24 protein-coding genes and 1 pseudogene are annotated in these 23,533 nt (G+C 38.0%); 3 read left to right on the top strand and 22 right to left on the bottom strand.

What is annotated here, in order from left to right; genetic code table 11:
• Positions 1-58: 58 nt before the first annotated feature.
• The 19 genes and pseudogenes from IGJ63_RS02825 to udk all read right to left on the bottom strand — a co-directional run bounded on the left by IGJ63_RS02825 (position 59) and on the right by udk (position 16,742).
• On the bottom strand, positions 59-1,129 hold the full coding sequence (locus tag IGJ63_RS02825; protein ID WP_002355721.1) for a D-alanine--D-alanine ligase: 1,071 nt from the start codon (positions 1,127-1,129) through the stop codon (positions 59-61).
• 140 nt (positions 1,130-1,269) lie between these two features.
• The gene (locus IGJ63_RS02820; RefSeq protein ID WP_002379156.1) at positions 1,270-1,716 is read right to left on the bottom strand and encodes a YaiI/YqxD family protein; all 447 of its coding nucleotides are present in this window, start codon (positions 1,714-1,716) and stop codon (positions 1,270-1,272) included.
• Entirely contained in the window at positions 1,713-2,741 is a 1,029-nt protein-coding gene (locus IGJ63_RS02815; RefSeq protein WP_002355719.1) for a hypothetical protein, read from the bottom strand. Before IGJ63_RS02815 ends, IGJ63_RS02820 begins: the two co-directional genes overlap by 4 nt.
• 93 nt (positions 2,742-2,834) lie before the next feature.
• The gene (locus tag IGJ63_RS02810) at positions 2,835-3,845 is read right to left on the bottom strand and encodes a sugar kinase (RefSeq protein WP_101732039.1); all 1,011 of its coding nucleotides are present in this window, start codon (positions 3,843-3,845) and stop codon (positions 2,835-2,837) included.
• 9 nt (positions 3,846-3,854) lie between these two features.
• Positions 3,855-4,598, bottom strand: a complete 744-nt coding sequence (dagF, locus tag IGJ63_RS02805) for a 2-dehydro-3-deoxy-phosphogluconate aldolase (RefSeq protein WP_002361094.1) — start codon at positions 4,596-4,598, stop codon at positions 3,855-3,857.
• A 3-nt stretch (positions 4,599-4,601) separates the two neighbouring features.
• Positions 4,602-5,708: a DgaE family pyridoxal phosphate-dependent ammonia lyase gene (locus IGJ63_RS02800; protein WP_438745909.1), complete on the bottom strand. Its 1,107-nt coding sequence runs from the start codon at positions 5,706-5,708 to the stop codon at positions 4,602-4,604.
• Positions 5,698-6,807, bottom strand: a complete 1,110-nt coding sequence (locus IGJ63_RS02795; RefSeq protein ID WP_010819788.1) for an amidohydrolase/deacetylase family metallohydrolase — start codon at positions 6,805-6,807, stop codon at positions 5,698-5,700. Before IGJ63_RS02795 ends, IGJ63_RS02800 begins: the two co-directional genes overlap by 11 nt.
• An 8-nt stretch (positions 6,808-6,815) precedes the next feature.
• Positions 6,816-7,912: pseudogene (locus tag IGJ63_RS02790) on the bottom strand (DUF871 domain-containing protein).
• Between the two features lie 8 nt (positions 7,913-7,920).
• Complete coding sequence (locus IGJ63_RS02785) at positions 7,921-8,220, bottom strand: hypothetical protein (protein WP_002363233.1); 300 nt, start codon at positions 8,218-8,220, stop codon at positions 7,921-7,923.
• Between the two features lie 25 nt (positions 8,221-8,245).
• Entirely contained in the window at positions 8,246-9,559 is a 1,314-nt protein-coding gene (locus tag IGJ63_RS02780; RefSeq protein WP_002358780.1) for a PTS sugar transporter subunit IIC, read from the bottom strand.
• A gap of 130 nt (positions 9,560-9,689) precedes the next feature.
• Positions 9,690-10,385 (bottom strand): DUF4310 family protein, encoded by a 696-nt coding sequence (locus IGJ63_RS02775; protein WP_002355710.1) that lies wholly within the window; start codon positions 10,383-10,385, stop codon positions 9,690-9,692.
• A gap of 19 nt (positions 10,386-10,404) precedes the next feature.
• A complete protein-coding gene (locus tag IGJ63_RS02770) occupies positions 10,405-11,184 on the bottom strand; it encodes a DUF4311 domain-containing protein (protein WP_002355709.1) in 780 nt (259 codons plus the stop codon).
• Positions 11,185-11,199: 15 nt separating this feature from the next.
• Positions 11,200-11,556 (bottom strand): DUF4312 family protein, encoded by a 357-nt coding sequence (locus tag IGJ63_RS02765; RefSeq protein ID WP_002355708.1) that lies wholly within the window; start codon positions 11,554-11,556, stop codon positions 11,200-11,202.
• A 30-nt stretch (positions 11,557-11,586) separates the two neighbouring features.
• Positions 11,587-11,943, bottom strand: a complete 357-nt coding sequence (locus IGJ63_RS02760; RefSeq protein WP_002355707.1) for a glycine-rich SFCGS family protein — start codon at positions 11,941-11,943, stop codon at positions 11,587-11,589.
• 14 nt (positions 11,944-11,957) lie between these two features.
• The gene (locus IGJ63_RS02755; RefSeq protein WP_002386165.1) at positions 11,958-12,281 is read right to left on the bottom strand and encodes a PRD domain-containing protein; all 324 of its coding nucleotides are present in this window, start codon (positions 12,279-12,281) and stop codon (positions 11,958-11,960) included.
• A complete protein-coding gene (locus tag IGJ63_RS02750; protein WP_002388793.1) occupies positions 12,247-14,166 on the bottom strand; it encodes a BglG family transcription antiterminator in 1,920 nt (639 codons plus the stop codon). Before IGJ63_RS02750 ends, IGJ63_RS02755 begins: the two co-directional genes overlap by 35 nt.
• Before the next feature lie 369 nt (positions 14,167-14,535).
• The gene (locus IGJ63_RS02745; RefSeq protein ID WP_002379151.1) at positions 14,536-15,501 is read right to left on the bottom strand and encodes a Gfo/Idh/MocA family protein; all 966 of its coding nucleotides are present in this window, start codon (positions 15,499-15,501) and stop codon (positions 14,536-14,538) included.
• A 101-nt stretch (positions 15,502-15,602) separates the two neighbouring features.
• Positions 15,603-15,944, bottom strand: a complete 342-nt coding sequence (locus tag IGJ63_RS02740; protein WP_002355703.1) for a type II toxin-antitoxin system PemK/MazF family toxin — start codon at positions 15,942-15,944, stop codon at positions 15,603-15,605.
• Between the two features lie 168 nt (positions 15,945-16,112).
• Positions 16,113-16,742, bottom strand: a complete 630-nt coding sequence (gene udk, locus IGJ63_RS02735) for a uridine kinase (protein ID WP_002355702.1) — start codon at positions 16,740-16,742, stop codon at positions 16,113-16,115.
• A 174-nt stretch (positions 16,743-16,916) separates the two neighbouring features.
• Here udk and IGJ63_RS02730 point away from each other — a divergent pair, with 174 nt between their 5' ends.
• Positions 16,917-17,372, top strand: a complete 456-nt coding sequence (locus IGJ63_RS02730) for a GNAT family N-acetyltransferase (RefSeq protein WP_002355701.1) — start codon at positions 16,917-16,919, stop codon at positions 17,370-17,372.
• 34 nt (positions 17,373-17,406) lie between these two features.
• On the opposite strand, the gene IGJ63_RS02725 is transcribed toward IGJ63_RS02730, so the two are convergent.
• On the bottom strand, positions 17,407-18,087 hold the full coding sequence (locus tag IGJ63_RS02725) for a YjjG family noncanonical pyrimidine nucleotidase (RefSeq protein WP_438745906.1): 681 nt from the start codon (positions 18,085-18,087) through the stop codon (positions 17,407-17,409).
• On the bottom strand, positions 18,084-18,866 hold the full coding sequence (locus IGJ63_RS02720) for a pseudouridine synthase (RefSeq protein ID WP_002361308.1): 783 nt from the start codon (positions 18,864-18,866) through the stop codon (positions 18,084-18,086). The genes IGJ63_RS02725 and IGJ63_RS02720 overlap by 4 nt, the downstream gene beginning before the upstream one ends.
• 330 nt (positions 18,867-19,196) lie before the next feature.
• On the opposite strand from IGJ63_RS02720, the gene IGJ63_RS02715 reads away from it, so the two are divergent.
• Positions 19,197-19,805 carry a 50S ribosomal protein L25/general stress protein Ctc gene (locus tag IGJ63_RS02715; RefSeq protein WP_002358773.1) on the top strand — a complete coding sequence of 203 codons (609 nt, stop codon included), beginning with the start codon at positions 19,197-19,199 and terminating at the stop codon, positions 19,803-19,805.
• A 251-nt stretch (positions 19,806-20,056) separates the two neighbouring features.
• Positions 20,057-20,380: a DUF960 domain-containing protein gene (locus tag IGJ63_RS02710; protein ID WP_002355697.1), complete on the top strand. Its 324-nt coding sequence runs from the start codon at positions 20,057-20,059 to the stop codon at positions 20,378-20,380.
• Positions 20,381-20,448: 68 nt separating this feature from the next.
• Here the strand turns inward: IGJ63_RS02710 and IGJ63_RS02705 are convergent, their stop codons facing one another.
• Entirely contained in the window at positions 20,449-23,463 is a 3,015-nt protein-coding gene (locus tag IGJ63_RS02705; protein WP_101732259.1) for a polysaccharide lyase 8 family protein, read from the bottom strand.
• Between the last annotated feature and the right edge of the window lie 70 nt (positions 23,464-23,533).

Genomic DNA, 23,533 nt, shown 5'->3' with positions numbered 1-23,533 from the left:
CAGGGACTGGGACATGCCAAAGTCTTGTCATGTCCCAGTCTTGTGTGATTTTTTCTTCTTAGTTATTATAAAATTCTTGGCGTTGTTTAAAACGATTCAAAGCTAACTGAATCAGTTCCTCAATTAAATCACTGTATTTCAAGCCCATATTTTCCCACAGTAAAGGATACATACTAAAGTCAGTAAAACCAGGCATGGTGTTCAATTCATTAAGGAATAATTCGTTTTTGCTTGTTAAGAAGAAATCACAGCGACTTAAGCCACTTCCATCTAACATAATATACGCTTTTTTAGCGTATTCTTGCGCTTGATGAGCTACTTCTTCTGGAACATGCGCTGGGATTTGCATTTCAATCGTGTTATTGATGTATTTTGCATCATAATCATAGAAAGCGACATCTTTCACCACTTCACCAGGTAAAGTCGTACGGACATCTTCATTTCCTAAAATGGCTACTTCAATTTCACGTGCTTCAATCCCTTGTTCAACAATTGCTCGAGCATCATAACGGAAAGCTTCTTCCAATGCTTCTTGCAATTCTTCACGATTTTCCGCTTTGCTAATTCCGACACTAGAACCCATATTGGCAGGTTTAACAAAGACCGGATAGATTAAAGAACCTTCACATTTTTCAAAGACTTCTTTTGGATTTCCTTTCCAGTCACTTCTTAAAACTGGCACGAATGGTACTTGTGGAATGCCAACAGTTTGTAAAAGATATTTCGTCATGATTTTGTCCATTGCGTTAGCACTAGCTAAGACACCTGCGCCTACATAAGGCATATTAATGGTTTCCATGAATCCTTGAATTGTTCCATCTTCACCATTTGGCCCATGTAAAACAGGGAAAACAATTGCTTCTTCTTCATAAATTTCCGAAGGACTGATTCGTTTTCCTGAAAATTCGCCTGTTTCTTCAGGTGTTTGTGCCCAAGTTAAATGTAAAACTTCTTTATTTTGTGGTCGTTCAGATAAGAGAGGGCCTTTTACCCATTGACCATCTTTACTAATAAAGACTAACTGTACTTGATAATATTTATAATAGATTGCATTTAAAACGGAATATGCAGACAAAACAGACACATCGTGCTCTTCACTTCTGCCGCCATACAACAAAATAATCTTCAAATGCTTGTCCTCCTAGTTTCTTTCCTGTCTTTTAGAAAAAATTATTTTTCAAATTATCCTTACTTATTTTAGCATAAAACCCAGTTTCATAATAGAAGCAAATTTAGTGAAGGAAAAATTCTTTGCTTGCCTTTTCCTTGCTAAAGACTCCGTTTCACCAGCTCAATAAGGGCTTGTTTAAACGTTGTTCTATCTTGGTCTGTAAAAGGTTTAGGTCCTTTCGTTCGGCCACCTTTTCGCCGAATTTGGCCACTAAAATAGCGTTGTTCTAACAAGCCATCAATATTTTCTTTCGTATATTGATAACCCAGTTGATGTAAAACCAACACTCCTTTTGGCAAAACCAAGGAAGCTAAGCCATAATCTTGTGTAATTAAAAGATCCCCTTTTTTTATTAACTGCACAATTTTAAAATCAGCAGCATCCGCTCCTTTATCAACATACACAAAAGAGACATTTTCTGGATAATCTTTTAAGGAATAATGATCTACACTAGTAACAATCACCACATCCAAAGCTTTCTCTACAGCGACTTCAATAACCGTCTCTTTCACAGGTGAACCATCGCCATCGACAAAAATTTTCATTCATTTCCCTCGCTTCTTCCTTGCTCTAACCATTTGGGATGACGTTGAAAGTAGTGTTGTAATTCGTCAAAAACGACTTCTTTAACCACTTCATATAACTCTGTATTTCTTAAAATGGTTTTCGTTGCATCAGTGTAGCGGGGCTTTGGTATCGTAATGGCTAAAACAAAATCAAATTCTGCTAAAAAACTATCTGCTGTCACAGATAATGAGTAATGTTGCTCCTCTAAAAATTGATTAAAGGCGGCCACTACGCCATCAAGAAAGCCCTCATAGTGGGTTCCGCCAAGACTGGGATAATGCCCATTAACAAATGTTTTTTGCACTTGCGGCGCATGATTTTTACTCAAAATAAATTGAACAAGGGCCAATTCTGTTTGCTTGGCTTGAATAATCGGTGCAGCTTTTCTAGTTAATGGGTTATCTTTTTCAAATAAATAATTACTTAAACCTTTAGGGTAATAACAAAGATTTTTTTGTTCCTCTTCTTGTGTTAAGAGAATCTTTAAGCCTGGATTCAACATGGCAATCTGTTGACATTGTTGTAAAACACGCATATAAGAAAGTGATTCTGTACCAAAAATTTGCGTATCTGGCCAAAATAAGACTTCAATTCGTTCCTGGGTTTCTTCAATAGGTAATAATAATCGTTTTTTCAATTGCCCTTGATGGTAAATAAAAATAGTCCGCTGTTTTTCTTGATCGATACTGATTCCTACTTGTTTTGAGAAGGCTTGTAAAACAGATAAATACAGAAAAGGTGGTTCTAAATCGACTTGCTTTTGTTCAAAAACAAGCGGTCGTGTGGAAGATACCTGAAAAGAGATTTGTTGACGTGATAACTGTATAGCAATTTTCCCTTGATTCTTTTCAATGAAAAACTCTAATAAACCGTTAATTGTCTGAACAAGTAAATTCTCTAAGCCGACTAAGCCAGTCGTTCCTATGAACGCTTCTGGTCGTTTTTGAATCCGTTCAATAAATTCATCATTTTCTAAAACTGTTAAAAGATGTGCAACACTCATCCTGCTGCCTCCTTTGCAATCTGTTTCTTTTAATTATAATGAAAAAAAGACCAGAAGAAAAGCCACACACGACTTTTCTTCTGGTTTTCTTCTTTAACGAATTAAATCAATATTCGGATGCTCAAGAACGTGATTCACTTGTTTGACCGTTGTCAAAGGAATATCTCCTTGAATCGTATGTGCAAGGACCCCATTGACTGTGGCAAAGGTAACTGCCTTTTCTAACGACCAATTTTGGCTATAGCCATATAAAATCCCCGCCGCATAAGCATCACCAGCACCAATTCGATCAAGATTAAGAAGCGGTCTTTTTTCACTCGGTTGGTACTCATTTTGGGTATATAAATACCCACTTAAGTAGTTTTGATTTTGGGAATGACTTCTCGTTGTCCCAGCAAACCATTCCAAATTGTATTGAGACATGAAGCGCTGAATCAGTTCAGTTTCTTGTGCCTCACCTTCTAAATCTTCTCGCGGAATGAAACCTAATAGCTCGACCAAATCACGTCGACTGCCAAAAACAATATCACAATAAGGTAAAATGCGTTCGTACTGTTGACGCATAAAGAGTGCGCTATTTGCTGTATTCAAACTAGGTCGATAATTAAAGTCAAAACAAACTTTCTTTTGACAGGCATGCGCCTTTTGAGCAAGTATCAAAGCAGCATCACGAGTTTTTTCAGTTAAACTTAACGAAATACCACAAATATGCACCATATCTACTTCCGCTAAAAAAGCCTCAAAATCGTAGTCCTTCGCCTCGCTGATGCCAAAAGCACTCTGATGGCGATTTTGATAAGTTACTTGTGTGGGTCGGATTCCATAACCCATTTCTGCAAAAAAACTACCAATATGATCGCCCTTTTCTCCTACCCATTGATCTGAAATTCCTAACTTCCTTAGCGCTGCTTTGCCAGCTTCACCAAGACGATTGGCAGGTAATTTCGTAATCAATGCTGTTTCTAGTTGAAAATGAGCCAAATTTGCTAAGAGATTTACGCCAGTACCTACAAAGTTCATTCTTAACTGCTCTGTTTGTTCTAACATTAGATACTCTGGCGGAGTGAAACGAAGCATGACTTCACCAAACGCAGCAATTTTCATCTTTGCCACCTACTTATTCAATGTGTTTTTCATCATGGTTAGTAACGTTTTCACGTCTTCTGTTCTAGTGTCCCCTGTTTCTTGATCGATAATTGAGCTGTAAACATGAGGAATGATTTTTTTAACGCCAGCATCCACCGCAATTTGAACAATTTCTTCAAAGTTTTCTAAATCAATGCCCCCTGTTGGTTCTAAATAAAAGTCATACTTGGCACAAGCTGCTGCTACTGCTTGGTATTCTTCTTTGTGAGCCAAGCCTTTCATTGGGAAATATTTAATAGAACTGCCTCCCATGTCTTTCAACAATTTGATGGCAGTTTCGATAGGTACTTCTGCCGCTGGCGCACCCGAGCTTAACGGACCTGTCGCAATGTTAACATAGCCAACTTTGCCTGTGGGTGAAACCAAGCCATTAATCACTGTTTCGTCTTGACGAAGTAAGGCCCGCGAAGCGCCGACACCTGTGAAGACTTGATTCACGTGTTGCGGTTGTAGAACTTCTGATAAGCGAGCCACCATTTGACTTTGATTTGGATCACCAGCTCCTAAGCCGACAGATAAAGCGTTGTTGGTTGCTGCTTGGTATTTTTTCATATCGTCAATGGCTGCTTCATCGGTTTCATAGTTTTTTGAAAGGACGCCTAACACAACATGCCCTTCTGCTGCTTCATAACAGGCTTGGGCATTTTCTACTGAATTGGCTAAGACGTTTAAACAAATGCGTTCTTCTAAATAATTAGGTTTTAATGACATGACTTATTTCTCCTTTGTGTCCATAATTTCTTGTAATCGTTGCACGATTTTGTTCATTTCTTCTTGATTGACAGAACGAATGTCAAATTCAATGATGCCATTGTTGGCTTGATATTCTCGCGTATAAATGGCTGGACTTTCTGCTTTTAACGCTTGGATGACTTCCTTGGCGGTTTTTCTGCCGTCCACTTTGACACTGGCGCGATAAATGTCTCGTCCGGCGCCATCTTGGATGATTTTGGCGGTTAAATCTGACAAGTTGTTGATGGCTTCAACAAACGGTTTTAAGCGTTCTTGCATCGAAGCCCCTGATTCACTGCCATGTGCCAAGTATTCTTCCACTGCTTGCGTAAAGCCTAGGATATTGTCTTTGCCAATTTTCATTGCTCGACCAATGCCTTTTCCTTGTAGGCGCACCCAGTCAATGTATTCTTTTTTCCCGACCACTAAACCGGCACTTGGCCCTTCAATGGCTTTGGCGCCGCTGTAAATCACCAAATCAGCGCCTGCTTCAGTGTATTTGAAAAGATCTTCTTCTGCTGCCGCGTCAACAATTAGCGGCACCTTGTGGCGTTGCGCCACTTTGGCCGCTTCGGCCACCGTCAGCATACTTTTTTGCACGGTATGGTGGCTTTTGATGTATAGAATGGCCGCTGTTTTTTCAGAAATCATCATTTCCACGTGTTCTGGACTGCACATGTTGGCGTAGCCAGCTTCCACCACTTGGCCGCCGCCTTGCGCTACCATAACTTCTACAGGCGTGCCGTAGTCCACGTTGTGCCCTTTCGGTAAAACAATCTCTCGCTGTTCAATTTTTTCTGTATAAGGATGATACGCGTGGTACAAGCTGCCTTTTCCAATCAAGGCAGCCACCGATTGGGCAATCCCCGCCGAAGCCGAGGAAACGATTTGGGCATCTTCTGCCTTCAACAAGTTGGCTAAAAAGGCCCCTGTTTGCACACTAAGTTCACTCATTTCAAAGAAATGTTCGCCGCCGAATCGTTGAGCCGCGAGGACTGCCTCCGAAACTTTGGAGACACCTAGAATGGTCATTTTGCCAGAAGCATTAATGACTTCTTTTAAGTGGAATTTTTCGTAACTAATTGTCATAGATTTGTCCTCCAATAATTGTTTTGATTGGGCGAATTTGCTCTTTGGCTACTCGTGTCAATCCATTAGAATCAGTCAATGTTTTTTCTTCTGCTTGAATCGTGAAAATCGTTAAATCAGCATCTTTACCTATTTCCAACGTGCCTTTTTGCGTTAAATGGAAATTCTCAGCAGGAGCCTTGGTTACCTTTTCAATAATTTCTGGCCAATCATAGCCGACCACACGGAGTTTTTCCATCGTTGTGGCTAAATCATAAACAGGACCATTTTCTCGGTTACGGATGTAGATATCTGTGCTAATTGATGCAGCTTTCATTCCCTCGCGCAACGCTGTTTCAGCTACGTGAAAATTGAAACTATCCGTACCATGCCCGATATCAAATACGACTCCTTTGTTGTACGCTTGCCAAGCGAAATCTTTTATTTTATCCGTTGATTGGTCTAAGATGCCATTTTCTTTCCCATTAAAACAATGGGTTAGGACATCCCCTTTTTCCATCAGGGCTAAAATTTCATCTAGATGAGGTGGTGCTGATCCAATGTGAACCATTAAGGGAATTTCTTGGTTCTCTTGCTGAATCTGTTTGGCCAATTCTAAAGGCGTAATGCCGTTATCGCCAATAACGGTCCTACTCATACGGGCTTTAATCCCTACAACAAAATCTGGTAATTCTTGAATCGCTTTTTTGACCAAACTCGCTTGTACTTTACTTAAATCTGCGAGTTCGTCCTGAGCAACGATGCCCCATTTAGAAATATTGACTAATCCAAAAACATTTGTTTTTGCTTGCTGCGCTAAGTCATAAAATTCATGAATGTTTTCAGCACCTGTTGTCCCAGCATCAATCACTGTCGTAACACCCTTTTTGACCCCAATTTCATCTGGATAATCATAATAAAGAGCCATTTTTTCAAAACAATGAACGTGATCATCTATCCAGCCTGCGGATACATAAGTACCTGGTTCTAAGTGGATAGTTTCTTTTGCAGAACCTGAAATAGTTGCTGCAACAGCAGCTATTTTTTCCTCTTTAATTGCAATTTCAACAGGCATACCATCTACTGTCTGTCCATTTTTTATAAGTAAATCGTAGTCCATATTCTTCCCTACTTTTCTATAAATCTAAATTTTGTCCAAGGCTTAATGAATTCTAATAATACAAGTTCTTCTTCTATAATACGCCAATACGCCCTACTCGATTTTTGCGTGAGTCTTGATGTGGTTCTAAAACGACTTGTAATTCATTTTTGTATTTTCCAAATGCATCATTTCCCACAACAACATCTCCAGGTTGTAGCATTGCTTGATTATCATGTGGGGGATTAGCTTCATTTTTATATTTTTTACGCACTTCTGTGGAACGAATCATCTGCTGAGTGATATCTCCACGGCGAAAATGTTGATTTTTTGTTACGATTTCTTTTTCAATTTCAGAAGTCGCTTCTTCAAAAACAATGGTCAATTCTGTTTGATAACGATTCAACTGACCCAATGCTTCTAATTCTTCGTTGGAAGCATAAGCATTTCCAATAACAACATCATCAATTAAATTTGTTGCAAATAAATGTTTAGCTTGAACAGTGACTGGCAACTGTCTATGCATTTCTAAAGTAGGTAGCCCATCATTCACATCCCAAGGACCAATTTCACCTACCTGTGATGAAATAAAAGCAGCTGTCCGAATACCTTCCTTTTTAAAACGGATGCTACATTTTTCAAAGAAATCATACGGCAATGCAGTTCCCGCTTGTGGATAAAAGTTATGACAACCATATAAGAAAGGTCGATTCGCTTCATACGTCAAAATGTTATCAAGATAAGCGACATCATTACTCATATTCAACTCAATAGCCACGCCGAATGGATTAAACGTCAACATGGCTTCTTTATTTCCATCAAACCCTGTATCCAACCGAATCCCATCAGCTCCTAATTCGCTGAAAAAAGTCAAATCATCATATGAAATTTCCAATTCATCAAAGATACTTGGAACGACATCTAAAATTGTTTCAAATCCTAAATTTTTCGCATAACTAATTAATTCTTTAAATTTTTTCTGAACCGCTTCTTTGCCATCGGTCACTTCTAACATACTCATAAAAATTCGAGTAAACCCACATTCGCTGGCTTTTTTTAAATACGCTTTATCTTGATTGATATCACTATGATCTGGATAAACTGATACACCTAATGCTCTTTTCATCTTCGTTCTCACACTCCGCTATTTTCAAATTTATTTCGAAATTTCCAAGCAATCACCGAGCTACACAAGATTGTTGTAGAGCCAACGAGCAATACTGGTTGATTTAGAAATCCGCCAATTATCATGGAAAGAGTAATACAAACTGCCGTAAAAACCAACGTCTTTACCAAACCAAATTGATAAACAACAGTAGGCAACTGCCCTTTTTCTATAATAATTTGACTAACGATAAAAAAGAAAATGAACCAAATAATCATCTTATACGCTCCTGACTTTCTTCTCTGACTTAGAAGGGGCAGGATATTCATATCAGAACACCCGCCCTAACATTTTTTAATTTTTTGCTGCTTGTTCAGCTGCTAATTCTTCTGCTTCTTTATCCAATTGTTGTTTTTCATAAACTTTGAAAAATGGATAGTAGATAGCCATTGTAATTAAGAAGTTAACAATCACTAATACTGCGGCCGAGAAACTCCAATTGGTACTCATCCAAGCAGCAATTGGTGCTGGAATTGCAAACGCTAAGCGTGCAGCCATCATCGGAATTATATTAGCGACTGTTAAGAAATAAGATAACGTTGTTGTAATTAACGGTGCCACGATAAACGGAATACCTAAAATAGGATTCATTACGATCGGCGTTCCGAAAATAACTGGTTCATTAATATTAAACAAGCCTGGTAAGAACGATAAACGGCCAAGACTTTTCAGATACGTTGATTTAGAAAACATCATTAAAACAACTAAAGAAAGCGTAGTTCCAGCGCCACCAATCCAGATAAACCATTGTAAAAACTGTTCTGTAAAAATATTAGGTAACTGATGAACGTTTGCACCATTGGTAAAAGCTTCAAGGTTTTCTGCAATCGACATATCCCAGAAAGGACGAATAACTGGGCCCATAATCGCTGGACCATGAATCCCTAAAACCCAGAAGAAACAGATTAAGAAGACTGTTAGTAAGCCGCCAAATAAACTGTTACCAGCAAGGATACCTTTAAGTGGCATTAATAACGTACTCAAGAAACCATTCAAATCAAAACCAATTACGTGGCGAATAACCCAGAATAATAAAAGAATAACTGCTCCTGGAATTAACGCAATAAATGAATTTGACACTTCAGGCGGTACGCCATCTGGCATCTTAATCATAATATCTTTTTCAATAAAGAAGCGATAAATTTCAACAGATAACAGCGCTGTTACAATCGCACCAAATAAAGAAGCTGAACCTAAATTTGCTAAATTAATATAGCGCCCTGCTGTAATGACGTTGTCAACATCTTCAAAGACACGTGTTGGTGGTGCCGCTGTTACTAAAAAGGCCATTAATGCTAAAATTCCACACGTCAAAGAGTCAAGCTTATAACTTTTGGCCAATGATGAAGCAATCCCAAATGTTGCATAAAGTGCAAGTAACCCCATCGTATAGCGGGAAGGAATATCTAAAATTGCTTGATAAGGTTCAATCAATTTTGTGTATGCCTCAATTGGAATATTTTGAAAAATTGTAAAGAATGAGCCCACAATTGTTAAAGGCATCGTTGCAATTAATCCTTTTCTAATCGCTGTCATATGGCGTTGCGAACCAAATTTATTCGCAATCGGCATTAACTTAACTTCCATCCACTGTACAAAACCATTCATTTGTTAATTCCTCCGTTCAACTAATAAAAATAATAATTATTTCGCATTTATAATAACATAGTAACATTATAATGTAAACGCTTATTCTTATTCATGACAGAGAAAGTGCAAAACAAAAGGCTTTTTCTTATTATAAAGAAACCGGGAATATTGCACCAAAAATCATTGCGCCTAAAATTGCGCCCCCAGCAATTGGTTTTTTCCAAATGTAAAAACCTAAAGCTCCTAATGTGGCACCAATCCCAATAGGAATCGAAGCACCCGCCGCACTCAAAATAATTAACGGGCCTAAGAAACGTCCTGAGGCATTACCAGCACCCATCATCACATCCGCACCAAAAGTGGAATTTCCTTGATTGATAGTAAATTTCCGAATCAACACAATTACGCCGCCAACTGCTAACCCTAGTATCGCACCCGTTAAAAGGGCTAAGCCAAAGTTTTCTACAGGCGCTTTAATTCCCATGCTGAGGAAAATTGCAGGTACGCCAATTCCAATCCCCGTTAAAATTGAGCCACCTAAATCTAAAATCCCGACTAAAGAACCTTCTAAAATTCGTGCAAACAGGAAACTTGCACCAAATGCTGCGGCAGCGCCATAAGAACCACCATCTAAACCAGCTTTTAGCATCGCAACAATTGAAACTTCATTAAAGGCGCCCACACCATAAACTACATACATATGTGTTCCTGCAAAAATTGCCGCTGACATAATCCCGACTAAAATCGGAAAGCCCCAATCAGCATACCAAAAACTTTTGCCTTTTAAACCTTCTTGAATTTCTTGTTCTTGTTGTGCCCATTCATTTTTTTCTTGCTGTTCCATCTATGAGACCTCCTTTTTTCTATTTAACGGTGAAGACATTGTGTAAATTATTTAACCATTGAGGAATAGACAAGCGGAAACTTTCGATCATTTCTAAGTCGAACCCTCGGAAGAAGCCACTTAAAATAAATAATAAGATAATGGCACCAAGCATGCCGCGTGTCATTCGGGTCCACCCTAAATCATCGACACCTTTACCGATTAAGATCCCTAATACAACTCCTGGGACAGCATTGCCCATGACTAATTGAGATAATCCGCCAAATAACGTTCCCCAGAAACCCGTCCGTTTTCCTGCATCTAAAGCCGCTAGCCAGAATAAAACGGGCATCACAGTATTGATTAAAATCGTTGCTGCAGGTACCAACACCGCAACTGCTGTTACTTGTAGCGATTCTGGAATTGCTGCAGCTGTACTATTTAAGAAAGCCACAGTCGCCATTCCTACAAAGGCCCCGACAATCCCCATTTTTTTGGGATTATGCATCGTTTTAGTGACATCTTTATCCTTTACCAATAAAATTGCTGCAGCCCAGTTAGGCACAATCCGGTGGGTCACATCTTGTGTAAAGGCCCCTGCTCCCACGGCCGAAGCCCAAGCATTAAAGAAAAAACCTAAACCAAAAGAAAAGTGTGATGCTGGATCTCCTTGTGCCGCGTTCATTTCTCCTAATGTTCTAAATGCCCCTAACCCTTGCGTTTGTGGTGCATGAAACATCCGAGCAGCGCCTGCGCCAGCTGCAAAACCTAGTAAACCACCAATAAGCAATGACTTCAGCAAAATGATTACAAATTCCATTCCTTCTTCCTCCCTTTATACGCCTCTTTTTGAAAGAAACGGAACTACTACTGCGTTCGGTTCTTTAATTGTTTCCGTTAAAAAATCAACTTCTTCGACTGCAATGGCTTGGATTTCCACTTCTACAGCTAGTTCGACATGATAAATCACTCTCTTTCTAGGAAAGAAGAAGAACAGAAATTTTTCTGTATAAACTTGTTCTTTTGCCTGACGAATAGTTACTTCTTTCGGTTCAATCCGGATGAGGACCTCTGTTGTTTCTTTTAATACTTTTTTTGAAACATCATTCAATGCACTTGCAAAAGCTTCATTCTTCTTATTACCTTTTCCAGAAACAATCACGGTTTGTGTTGACCGTTTTGTGGCATCCATAATTACCGCTCCTTTCTAAGTTACTACTTTCTATGCTCCGTGTTTCTTAATAAATGCTTCAGTTACTCGTTTACCAAGTTCTTCCTGATCCATAAAACCAAATCCAAGAACAGTTTTCCCATCGTTAATTGCTGTTACCCCTTCTTCGATTGATCGCATGCCATGTCTTTCGGGATACCCGTATTTAGTAGCAGCCGTTAACGCCCCTGCACCACCACTGCCACAGAAAGAAATGCCTAAATCAGCCTTTTCTTGTTGCATCACATCTCCTAAACGCATATCAGCGCCCATTCCTGGAACAACAACCGCGCGACCACCGGCTTGCTCCACTCCTTTTGCAACATTTTGTCCTTTTCCTAAACGATCTGCGATAACTACTGTAATCATAACTTTTCCTCCTATTAATTGTTTTGTTTAGCAACTTCAAAATGAACAGCTAAAACATACCATTCATCTTCTGATAACTGACCAATTGCTTCTGTTGTTTCTTGTGCAATTTTCAACGTTTCTGGTGTTAGTTCCGTAAATAACGTCCGATCAACACCAGCTAATGTCGTTCCTTCTCTTGAACGATTCAGCATCTCATTGAGATGGTTAATCAAAATCGTCCACTGTAATTCCGTTGGTTCAATTTGTGCTTCTGCTAATCGCGCACTGGTTTGTTTGATAATCGATTGTAGCTTTTCTGGTTCAGCACTTTGTCGAATGATCTCCTGTGCTTCCATTGCTAGTTCCATCCTCTTCCTCCTTTGGTTGTTCTAAATAATTAAGTAATGCTGAAATTTCAGCATGATTGACAGGTAACTCATTTTTAGCAAATAAACATTCAATTTGCCGAATTTCTTCTTGCCGTTCATGAGATACTTCTCTATTACAAGGAATCTCTTCGTATTGTTTATTAAACGTAATTCGATGTGTCATTAATAAAACGTGAAGTAAAAAGGCTTCTTGATATTCGCTCAGTAACTTTGTTTGAAACATTCGTTTTAACTCTTCATAAATAATATACGCTTTTACTAATAAATCTTGGCTTTGTATCCGTTCATTTTTTTCAATTACATCAGATTTCGTGGAGCGAGCGGTACCTTTTCCTTGACGTTTCCCTAATAAAATTTTATCGACCTCTTCCCGAATCAAACTTAAGTCTGTGTCCGTCAACAATGGACTAACTTTAATAAATGGGTATGTCATTTCTTCAATTGGGAAAATACTCAATACCAAATCGGGCTTTTCTGCTTGAATCACTTCAGTTGCATTTAAAACAGAAGCAAACCCCGCGAGTTCAACGTTTGGTACTTCCTCTAAAATTTTTTGTTCAATTAAACTGGTCACACCTAAGCCCGTCGAGCAAACATACACAATCCTAACAACTTTAGCTTCCTGCTGTTGTCGTTCCTGAGCTGCCAAAAAATGCAACGCAATATATGCGCAGAAAGAATCGTTGACTAACAAAACAGAACGTTGAATTAATTGTTTACAGGCACTTTGAATAGCTAAAAATAACGCTGGGTGTTTTCCTTTGATTTCTTCAGAAAACGGATTGTATTCATTAATAAATAAATGTTTCTTTGTAAAACGTAAGGACAGGTGTGCAAACAAGTTCGTAAATAATTGGCGATCATTTACAAAAGGATAATTCAGCTCTTTTGAAACGCTTTCAATCACTTGCTTTGTTAATTGAACCATATCTTGCCGTTGATGGGTTCCGAATAAATCACTATAAATATAAAAATATTCATCCGCTAATAAAGGCAAGTCATACCGTTCAAACACCTCTTGTAAAAGTAAAAGTGGTACTTCGTTCCGTTGTTCAAAGCGTGTTTTTTGCGATAACACTCGGTAAGTCCCAATTGTATGTGCCATCTGCATACGTGCTGCGGCAATTGCCACTCTCAACGTAATAGATAATATTTCGGCATAATCAAATTGATTTTGATCGAGTGGATTAATTAAATTTCGCATTTTTTTCAATGCACTACGATAACAACCTTGAAACAATGTCCCTGACCCAAATTTAATTTTAGGGATTTTTTCAGCCCCTTTTGTCTTTGTCACATAGTTCATAATTTGGTAAATATCGTATTCTGTAAGTTCTTTTTGAGTGATAAATTCCATCAGTAAGCGTACATTGCTTTCTTCACCACTGATTGTAAACCCTTGCCGCGCTTGGCGAATTAAGGTTAAATCATATGCTTGCAGCAACCGTTCGACCTGTTCCAAATCACTGACAATTGTGTTTCGACTCACTAATAATTCATCTGCTAGCTGCTGTGCCGTTAAGTACCCTTTGACTGACAATAACTGAAAAATCAATACATTGACTCGTCTTTTTTGATCAGGATAGGTTTCAAATCGATCGACATCGATAATTTCATTTTTTAACAGTAAGCGTTTAGAGTCAGGTAAATCTAGCCAGATTCCCTTATTTCGTTTTGAATAAAGTGTCTCATCGTGCTGTTCAAACCAAGCACGAATATCTTCTAAATCATACTTAATTGTTCGAACGCTGACAGTAAAGTTCTCAGCTAATTCTTGCGTGGTAATACTCCCTTCCAAATCCAAAAGCATCAATAAAATATTTATCGCTCTTTTGGACAACAACACGGTCATGCCTTGTCACCTCTTTTCTTTTCCCTTTACACTTAAAACTATAGCGTTATTTTATCTGTTCCACAACACAAAAAAGTTGCACTTATAAAAGTGCAACACTTCTCTTTTCATACAAAAAAATCCCTTAACAGTTACTACTGTTAAGGGATACCACACTATTTATTTGCATAAATAGACAGAAACCTTCTCCACAAAAGTATTCTGTCCGACACGTTACAAATCCGGTAACTGATAGCCGTACTATCTGGTGTCGTTGTGTTTGACAATCACTAGCCGTCAAAACGGAATAGCCGAAGCTATCTGATTGAGTCAACTCGTCGCATAAAACACACTTTAACACAGAATAGTTTGGATAGCAAGTGATGGTAATTATTCGTTATCGAACCATTCTTGATAAAAACTTTCAACAATTTTAACGGTTGCTATCGTTAATTCCTTCGTCATTACGGGGCTAGTTAACTTTTTGTCTTGTAAACATTGATTCACATGATTGATTTCATACGTAAATTCACTAGTGAATTGTTCAGACCATTTGACAGTGTTGCCTTGAGTATCTGTATAATAAGCACAATCTGTTTTCCAGAAATTAGGAATAACGATTTGCCCTTTTGTCCCACAGATGGTCATTTCACTAGGTATCTTTAAACCAACATTAATAAAAATATTGCCCAGCGTCCCTTCAGCAAATTTCAAAGCTAAATTACATTGACTATCCGTCGCCCCTTGCTGATACGTTGCGGTTCCCGTAACCACTTGAATCTCTTTCCCTAATACGTATTGTAAGTATTGTAATGGATAACTTCCTGAGCCATGAAGCGCTCCACCACCCGCTTCTCTCGAGTAAAACCAGGGAATATGATCCACATTGGGATAGGCAGTAACTGACTGAACCCATAAAATCTCTCCCAATCTCCCTTCTTGAATTGTCGCCTTTACTTTTTGGGTAATTGGTAAAAAGACAGACTTCTGAGCTTCCATTAGAAAAACCCCTTGCTCCTGTGCGATTGCGAAGAGTTCTTCTGCTTCAGCAGCATTTAATGTAAATGGTTTTTCCAGTAGGACGGGTTTTCCTTGTGATAACGCAAGCTTAGCTGCTGAGTAATGTCCTTGATTGTAGGTGGGAATATAAATAATATCAATTGTTTCATCCTTACATAACTCTTCATAACTGCCATAAGCCACCGGAATCGCTAATTCTTTAGACATTTTTTGAGCATTCTCTAAACGCCTTGATGCAATCCCGCGCACTTCAGCTTGCGCGCTTTCTCGAAGCCCTGATACAAATCTTGGGACAATTTGGGCAGTACTCATAATTCCATAACGAATTTTATCCATGTGATCGCCTCCTCTTTCACTATACGAGAAAAACGAATATTTGGAAACCATTTCAACAAAAAAAGAAACCGTTTCCCCAAAACGATTTCTTTATATGTAAATTAACGGATACCAACGCTAACTTTTAAAGCTTGATTGACCTGTTCCATCTCTTCACGAGAAAGTTGACAAACCTTGTGTAGCATTCGTTCTTTATCCAATGTTCGAATTTGTTCTAACAAAATAAGTGATGGCGTCCTGCACTCGTTATGGGGAATTTCGATGAGGACTTGCGTTGGTTGCAGCCGCTTGCTTACGTTACGGGTAATCGGTGCAACAATCAACGTTGGACTAAATAAGTTACCTTTGTTATTTTGAATAATCAGGACAGGTCGAATCCCACCTTGTTCAGAACCAACAACTGGTGAGAGATTCGCATAAAAAACCTCACCTCTTTTTATCATTCAGATTCCATTCCCTCCTTTTCCTTTAAAAAATTATAGCATATTGTTTCTTGCAATATTTTCAACTTTTTAGCTATCCCTTAAAATATTTGATAAAACCACCCTTTAAAAGTCAAAAAAAGCTTAAACAGTCGACTCTGATATAGAGACGGCTATTTAAGCTGACTATTACATTTTTGTTAAAATACTATCCACTTTTGTATTAATTAAATCAATAGCGACGTGGTTTTCGCCACCTTCTGGCACAATGATATCTGCATAACGTTTCGTAGGTTCAATAAATTGGTGATACATGGGCTTGACGACTGTCAAATATTGTTCAATCACAGAATCCAACGTACGGCCACGTTCTTCCATATCACGCTTGATTCGACGAATAATACGGATGTCATCATCTGTATCCACATACACTTTAATATCCATTAAATCCCTTAAGCGGCGATCTTCTAAAATTAAAATCCCTTCAAGAATAATTACTTCTTTCGGTTCTTGTATCACCGTTTCTGTACTTCTTGTATGCGCAACGTAGTCATAAACTGGCTTTTCAATGGCTTGATAATTTAACAGTTGTTCAACATGTTGAATCAATAAATCTGTATCAAACGCAAAAGGATGATCATAATTGGTATTTAAACGTTCTTCAAAACTCAAATGGCTCTGATCTTTATAATAAGAATCCTGTTCTAACATCATAATTGAATGATCGGGAAAATTATTAAAAATCGCACGGCTAACACTGGTTTTTCCGCTTCCTGATCCGCCAGTAACACCAATGATAATTGGCTGACTATCTTTCATGTATAAACCTCTTTCTTTTCAAAAACTTCATTGTCTTTTACTATTATAATGAAAACTCTGAAGAATGCCAGACCTTTTCCAAGACTTTTCATGTGATTTTTATCTTCTTATGAAAAATCTGCCCACACTTCTTTCAATTACAGTATACTTATCAATAAAAGGAGAATCCTACCTATGATTAAAAAAGTCAAAAAAGAAGCACTTACAACTGCGCATTACGCTCTTCTTTATGAGGCAGATCCCTCAAAAAAAATGGTGGAAGATTACATTACCCGCGGCATTTGCTTTGACTATCAGACTGAAGAACTTCAAGGAATTTTAGTCCTGTTGCCGACTCACCCACGGACATTGGAAATCGTAAACATCGCTGTCTCAGAAGAAAGCCGAGGGCGGGGCATCGGACAAGAGTTATTACATTTTGCCATTGATTTTGCCAAAAAAGAAAAGTATGATTACTTGGAGATTGGGACTGGGAGCACAGGCTTTCAACAGCTATATCTCTACCAAAAAGTCGGTTTTCGAATGACACATATTGAACCAGATTTTTTTATCCATCATTATGATGAGCCCATTATGGAAAACGGCTTGCCTTTAAAAGATATGGTTCGCTTACGGTTACATTTAAGTTAAAAAACAACATTTCCTGTACAGGAAATGTTGTTTTTTAATGCCCAAGAATTGGTAACAACTCATCTAGCTGTTGAATCGTATAATTGGGTTGAATTGTTGGTGTTGCTGGAGCGGAGGTCGGATTGAGCCAAACAGTTTGAATTTTCGCTTGTTGGCCTCCTTGAATATCTGAATGCAAAGAATCGCCAATAATCATTGTTTTTTCTCTACTAAAATTAGGAATCCGTTCAAAAACAAAATCAAAACACTCTTTCATCGGTTTTTGATAACCCACTTCTTCTGAAACAAAAATATCTTTGAAATAAGGCATTAATTTCGAATCTTCCAACCGACGATACTGTGTTTTTGCCACTCCGTTTGTCACAATATATAAATCATAATGGGGTGCTAATTTTTCCAAGATACGTTGACTATTGCCAAGCAAGTCATGTCCTTGACTTAAATATTCTCGGTAGTTTTCTCCCATTTTAACGCTATCAACTTCTCGATTAAACGCGTCAAACAATAAACCAAACCGTGTATCAAGGAGAACATCTTTTGTTATTTTTCCTTCTTCAAATGAACGCCATAATCCTTGATTAATTCGGTGGTACGTTGACTCGACTTCAGATGTAAATGGTACATTTTCTTCTTCAAATAAGGCATGGAGCGCCTTCTTTTCAGCCAATTTAAAATCTAACAATGTATCATCAACATCAAAAAGCAATGTTTTCATTTCCGTTCCTCTTCTCTTTTCAAATTACTCGGTAACGCTTTGCTTGTTTGTTGTTTTTCAATAAAAAAATAAGGCAATAGCAATTGTAACTCTTCTCTTGTTAATGAACGATAAGCACCTAAAGGTAATTGCGGATCTAGCCGCAACGGCCCCATAGTTTGGCGTTTTAAAGCAGTCACTTTTTTCCCCACGGATAAAAACATTTTTTTCACTTGGTGAAATTTTCCTTCTTGAATAGTCAGGAAAACATGACTCTCCGTTTCAGTCGCTGCAAGAACAGTTATTTTTGCTGGCTTACATTGAATGCCTCCTTGCAAAACAATCCCATCTTTAAATTTAGCACAATCTTCTGCAGAGACCAAACCATTGACTTTCACTTCATAACATTTCGCTACTTCTTTATTTGGCCGAATTAATTGATACCCTAATTGTCCATTATCTGTTAATAGAAGTAACCCTTCCGTATCGCCATCGAGTCTGCCCACTGGATAAAGACCAGGGCGTCTGTCTTGTGGCGCAATCAAATCAATAACTGTTTTTTTAGATGCATCTGAGACAGCGCTAACCACACCTTTTGGCTTATTCAACATATAGTACACATGGGTCTTATGCGAAATTAATTGTCCTTTTACTTTAATCATTTGTAATTGCGCATCGACATTTTGGCTTTCATTTAAAGTCACGATGCCATCCACAGTGACCTGCTTGCCTTTGATTAATCGTTTCACCGTTTTGCGTGATCCAAACTGAAGTTCTTCTAGTAATTTATCTAATCGCATTGTTCAGCTCCATTCTGGTATAAGTATAGTGGAATCCGTTAAAGATGAAAAGTGGAAAAAGGTAATTCCTTGACGTATAAAAATATAAGTGTTACGGTTAATAAGTAAAGTAAATAAAGGTTTCTCAAAAACAGCGTAATGACCTGGGAGAGAACAACGATAACAATGAACCATTCCCATGAGTGTTGCCTGGCAATATTTGTGGGGATTTTTTGATTATTGTTAGCATTTTTCTAGACAAGAACAACTGAAAAAAGAGTTTCTTTTTTCCATTATGTTTTGTTTCTGAGTTTAACCAAATCACTCATTATTTCAAGGAGGAATTAGGTTATGTCAGTACAATTAGAAGTTAAAGAAAGAGCTATCCGTCCACGTTCACTAAGAAATCAGCTACGTCACGAAGGGAAAGTACCTGCCATTGTTTACGGTTACCAAATTGAAAGTACACCAATCTATTTTGAAGAAAAAGACTTATCAAAAATTTTACGCGAACATGGTGCTAACACCGTTATTAAAATGACAGTTGATGGCAAAAACATCAACACATTAATGTCGAAAGCACAGTTAGATACCTTTACTGGTCAAATGCTTCATGTTGAATTCTTATCTGTAAATATGAAAGAAACAACAGAAGTCGAAGCAGAAGTTCAATTAATTGGTGAATCTGCAGGTGTGAAAGCTGGGGGTACCTTAGCTCAAAACTTGTACACTGTTTTAGTGGCAGCCACACCAGACAAATTGCCAGAATCAATTGAAGTAGATATTACAAACTTAGAAATTGGTGATGCTCTTACAATCGCTGATTTACCTGAACACAAAGACTATGAAATTTTAACTGATCCAGAAGAACAACTAGTTGCTATTGTTGAAGCACAAACTGCTCCTGAAGAAGAAGAAGGAACAGCTGCTGAAACGACTGAACCAGAATTAGCCGAATAAAGAGTACACTTTTGTTCAGCTGATTCTCTTAAGTTTTAGAAATGGGATGTACGTTGAAACAACGTATGTCCCATTTTCTTTTTACTGCATGTCGTGATTTCTTCACATAAATGATGACACCTGCAAAGCTAGGAAGCTACAGAGGAATATTAAATTTTTGCTAATCTACGCAATATTTTCAAACGAAACAATTTCTTTTTTTTAAATTTGCAGTATACTAAAAGTAAGTAAACAAAAAGGAGGTCATCCATATGTTTGAACGTTTTGATAGTGACCGTAGCCGCTATGCTTCATTAGGTGTTGTTTCTAGCTTACCTAGTGGCTTAATTGATAGTATTTGGTTGATTATTGACTTAAATCTAAAAGGGGTTATCCCTTTAAACGACTTACTTCACTTTGATTTGTTGAACAATAATGGCAAAGTGACTGTCCATTTTTCTCAAGAAAATAGTTCAGTAGAAATGGCCATCGACTTACCATTTAGTTATTCTACGGCATATCCGTCGCGAATTTTTGCTTTTGATGATGGCCATCGTGAAACGATTTTATTACCTGCAGAAATGTTAGAATCTTAAATAATTTCAACAAAGTAGCCTCAAATTCCGATTAAACTGGAATTTGAGGCTACTTTAATTTCTTTTAGTTATTCTACAATAATTTGTTTACTACTTCCTGCAGCATTTTCAAAATTAATAGTAAAGGTTTCTGTTGCATCATCATAAGTGATTCCGTCACTTTGACTAATTACTGTGCTGTAATCTTTTGGTATTTTTAAAGTCAGTGTCTTAGTTGTTTGTGTGGGATCAGAGAAAGTATACGTTTTTTGGTGTTGTTGTGTCTTTCTCATTAAAGAAATAGCTTTATTTGAGGTAATCCCTGCTATTGTACCGCCAGTTTCTGACCAAATGTTAACCCCAAGATAGCCTTCTTCTTCTTGCTTAACTGCTTGAATTTCTTCTGTATTTGAGAGAACTTCTACTATTTTTTTGGCAGCATATGTTTTTAAATCAGTTTCATCGATTCCTGGTAAAACTACATAAGCATAATGCTCGTTCGTTGGGTGTTGACCATGTTGAATCGTAAATGTTCGATAATCACCTACATATTCTTTATCACTTGGAAATGCTTCATTAATTGCTTTATAGGTTCCTTTTCTAGTTTCACTTTTAACATTTACCGTTGTTTCTTCTGGAAAATAATAACCCATATTAGCATTGGAATGATCCGACTTTAGTAATAACCATTGTTTTTTACTCGTTTCATTTTTCTCATGAATCTCCCCAATATTTGATAGCACTTGATACTGATACGCATCATTTAACAAACGATTATCAACAACTGTCTCAATCGAAGCTTCTGTATCCCCTTTAATTCCTGCGCCTAATGCGATAATTTGCCCATTTAATACAAACCAAGATTTTTTAGCTTGTAGGTTCATAGGTAAAAGTTTCCCATTATTTTTGGTCCCGTCTTTATTAAGAGCCATCCCTACTACTGCCTGATTGTCTGACGTTACTCCACCAACCCATTGCTCTTTCGATGTGATTGTTGTAAATGCTGAAACTTCATCTGCCAAAGAAATGGTATCTACCGTTGTTCCTGGTAGTCGATAGGGATCTACAGTTGGCCAATAGCTGGAATTAAATTGAACCTCGTCATCATTATATACGTACATCATTCCGTCACCAGTGTGCCAGCCACGTTTATTTTCTTTATTCCCTGCTTCAAAAGATGCAGTGCGCTTTGAATACAAGCCTAGCCCAAACATATAACTAGGTGTGCGTTGGACAAATCGATCCATCGAAGCATAAAGTTTCGTGCCTGTAAAAGGAAGTTGCCCTCCCGTAATTTCTGGATTAGTTAAAAGTTGCATAGTCATCTGTAAATCATTAAAATCACGAGCATTTGTCAAATAATAATCTGGGTTCTCCTTCATCCAATATTTAACGGCTTCTTGAAATTTCTTTTGATAATTATTAGGGGCAAATTTAGCCACAATTAATAAATTATACATGGTAGTTGAGCCGTAGCCTGTTTTTCCAACTGCTGGGGCTCTTGAGATGGAACGGCCATTCACGGTTGGTAGCATTTCACCTTTATAAATCAAAGGAAGAAAGGCACGATCAACATTTTCAACAAATTCTGTCACAAGAGTTGCATCCATTTGAAAAGATGAATCTGCTGTAATGGCCAAAATTTGTCCAACCCCTTTCACCAAAACATTGCCATACGAACCTGTATAAGGAATGTTATTGTGCTGGATAAAAGAACCATCTTGGTAAAAACCATCACCTTTTGTGACTAATTTAAATACATCGACGATACTACTGGATGCTTGGTTAATTTTCCCGCTATCCTTTTGTAAAATTCCTAACCCCAAAACAGTTAAAGCTAAGTCCGTTCGGTTCGCTCCTGATGTCACAAAATTTGGGATAAAAGCTAAATCCACAAACGTTCCTTGTGGTTTTGTATACAACTGTTTAAACGGATCTGGGACATAACTGCTCAGCGCATTTGTATAGATTTGTTGCTTTTCTGGAGAAACTTTATCCTCTAAAATCATTAGAATATTAAGAAACTTCTGTGGCACACCAATTTGCCAGTCCCACCAATTTCCATGGTACTTTTTCCCATCATATCCTTTTTGCGTTACCATAAAATCTAAGCCATCAATAATGGTTGCTGCCAATTTGTCATCTTGGTAAAGCGTACTCCCCTTCGTTCCATAGGCTAACGCTAATTTTTGCAATTTGGTAAATTGAGTCGTTAAATCAGCCGATGGCGTATTGCCAGGCTCTAGTGGCCATAAATAGCTGCGGTTCGGCTCTTTATTCATCGTTTGATCGAGTTCTGTTGCTTCATTGGAGATTTTTTGGACGTAGTCTACAAGCGCTTGGTTAGTTGAATCATATTCTTTTGAAACAAGCTGATTTCGCCATTTTTCTTTTAATTCTCGGTATTCTGCAGATGAATCGATAACAGGAATGCTACCAACGGGGCCACTTTTCATAGAAATGATATTCAGCTTTGATAGATTACCAAATAGTCTAATTCCTACAGCACCCATCCAGTCATCATTAATGGACGTACCATCAAGATAATGAACCTCTTCATTTTCATAAAATAATTGATCATTCAGGAATGTTTGAATTTTTTTCCCATCATAGCGAACTAGCAGTTTATATTGTTGACCACTTAGTAATGTTGGTCCCGGAATATTAGTTAGCCATTTACCGCCTGGTTGTCCTAACTGCCAGCGACCGTCACGATTATAAGCAAAAGATTGCCATTGACTCGTCTTTTGTTTATCTCCGCGAAAAACCAATCCGAAGTTACTTTGCCCTTCATATAAAAAGGTTAGTTCAAGATCTCCTGAAGATTGTTCGCGTGCATCAAGATTGATAGAGACAGATTCGAGGTTTGTCCCTTGCTTCGTGTTTGCGATCCATAAACCAGCAGAATCATTCTTTTTTTCTGCTGTTCCTACCAAATCTTGCCAATGCCCAACTTGATTGGGGAAATCTGAAATGTAAGAGGGTTGCTCAATCGTTTGGCTCGCTTCGTTTTCTTCTGCAAAAGTAAGGGTGGTTCCCATAAATCCACTCGTCAAAGCAGTAAACAGTCCGACCAGCATTACCCATATTTTCCTGTTTTTCATTCTTTCTCCTCCTAAAAAATTATCGTAAAACGCTTACATCCGAATTAGAGAAAAAGAGTGAAGAAAAATA

The organism is Enterococcus sp. DIV1375a (assembly GCF_051712205.1).
In the GTDB taxonomy this organism is placed as follows: domain Bacteria; phylum Bacillota; class Bacilli; order Lactobacillales; family Enterococcaceae; genus Enterococcus; species Enterococcus faecalis.
This window is presented reverse-complemented; position numbering and strand designations above follow the sequence as displayed.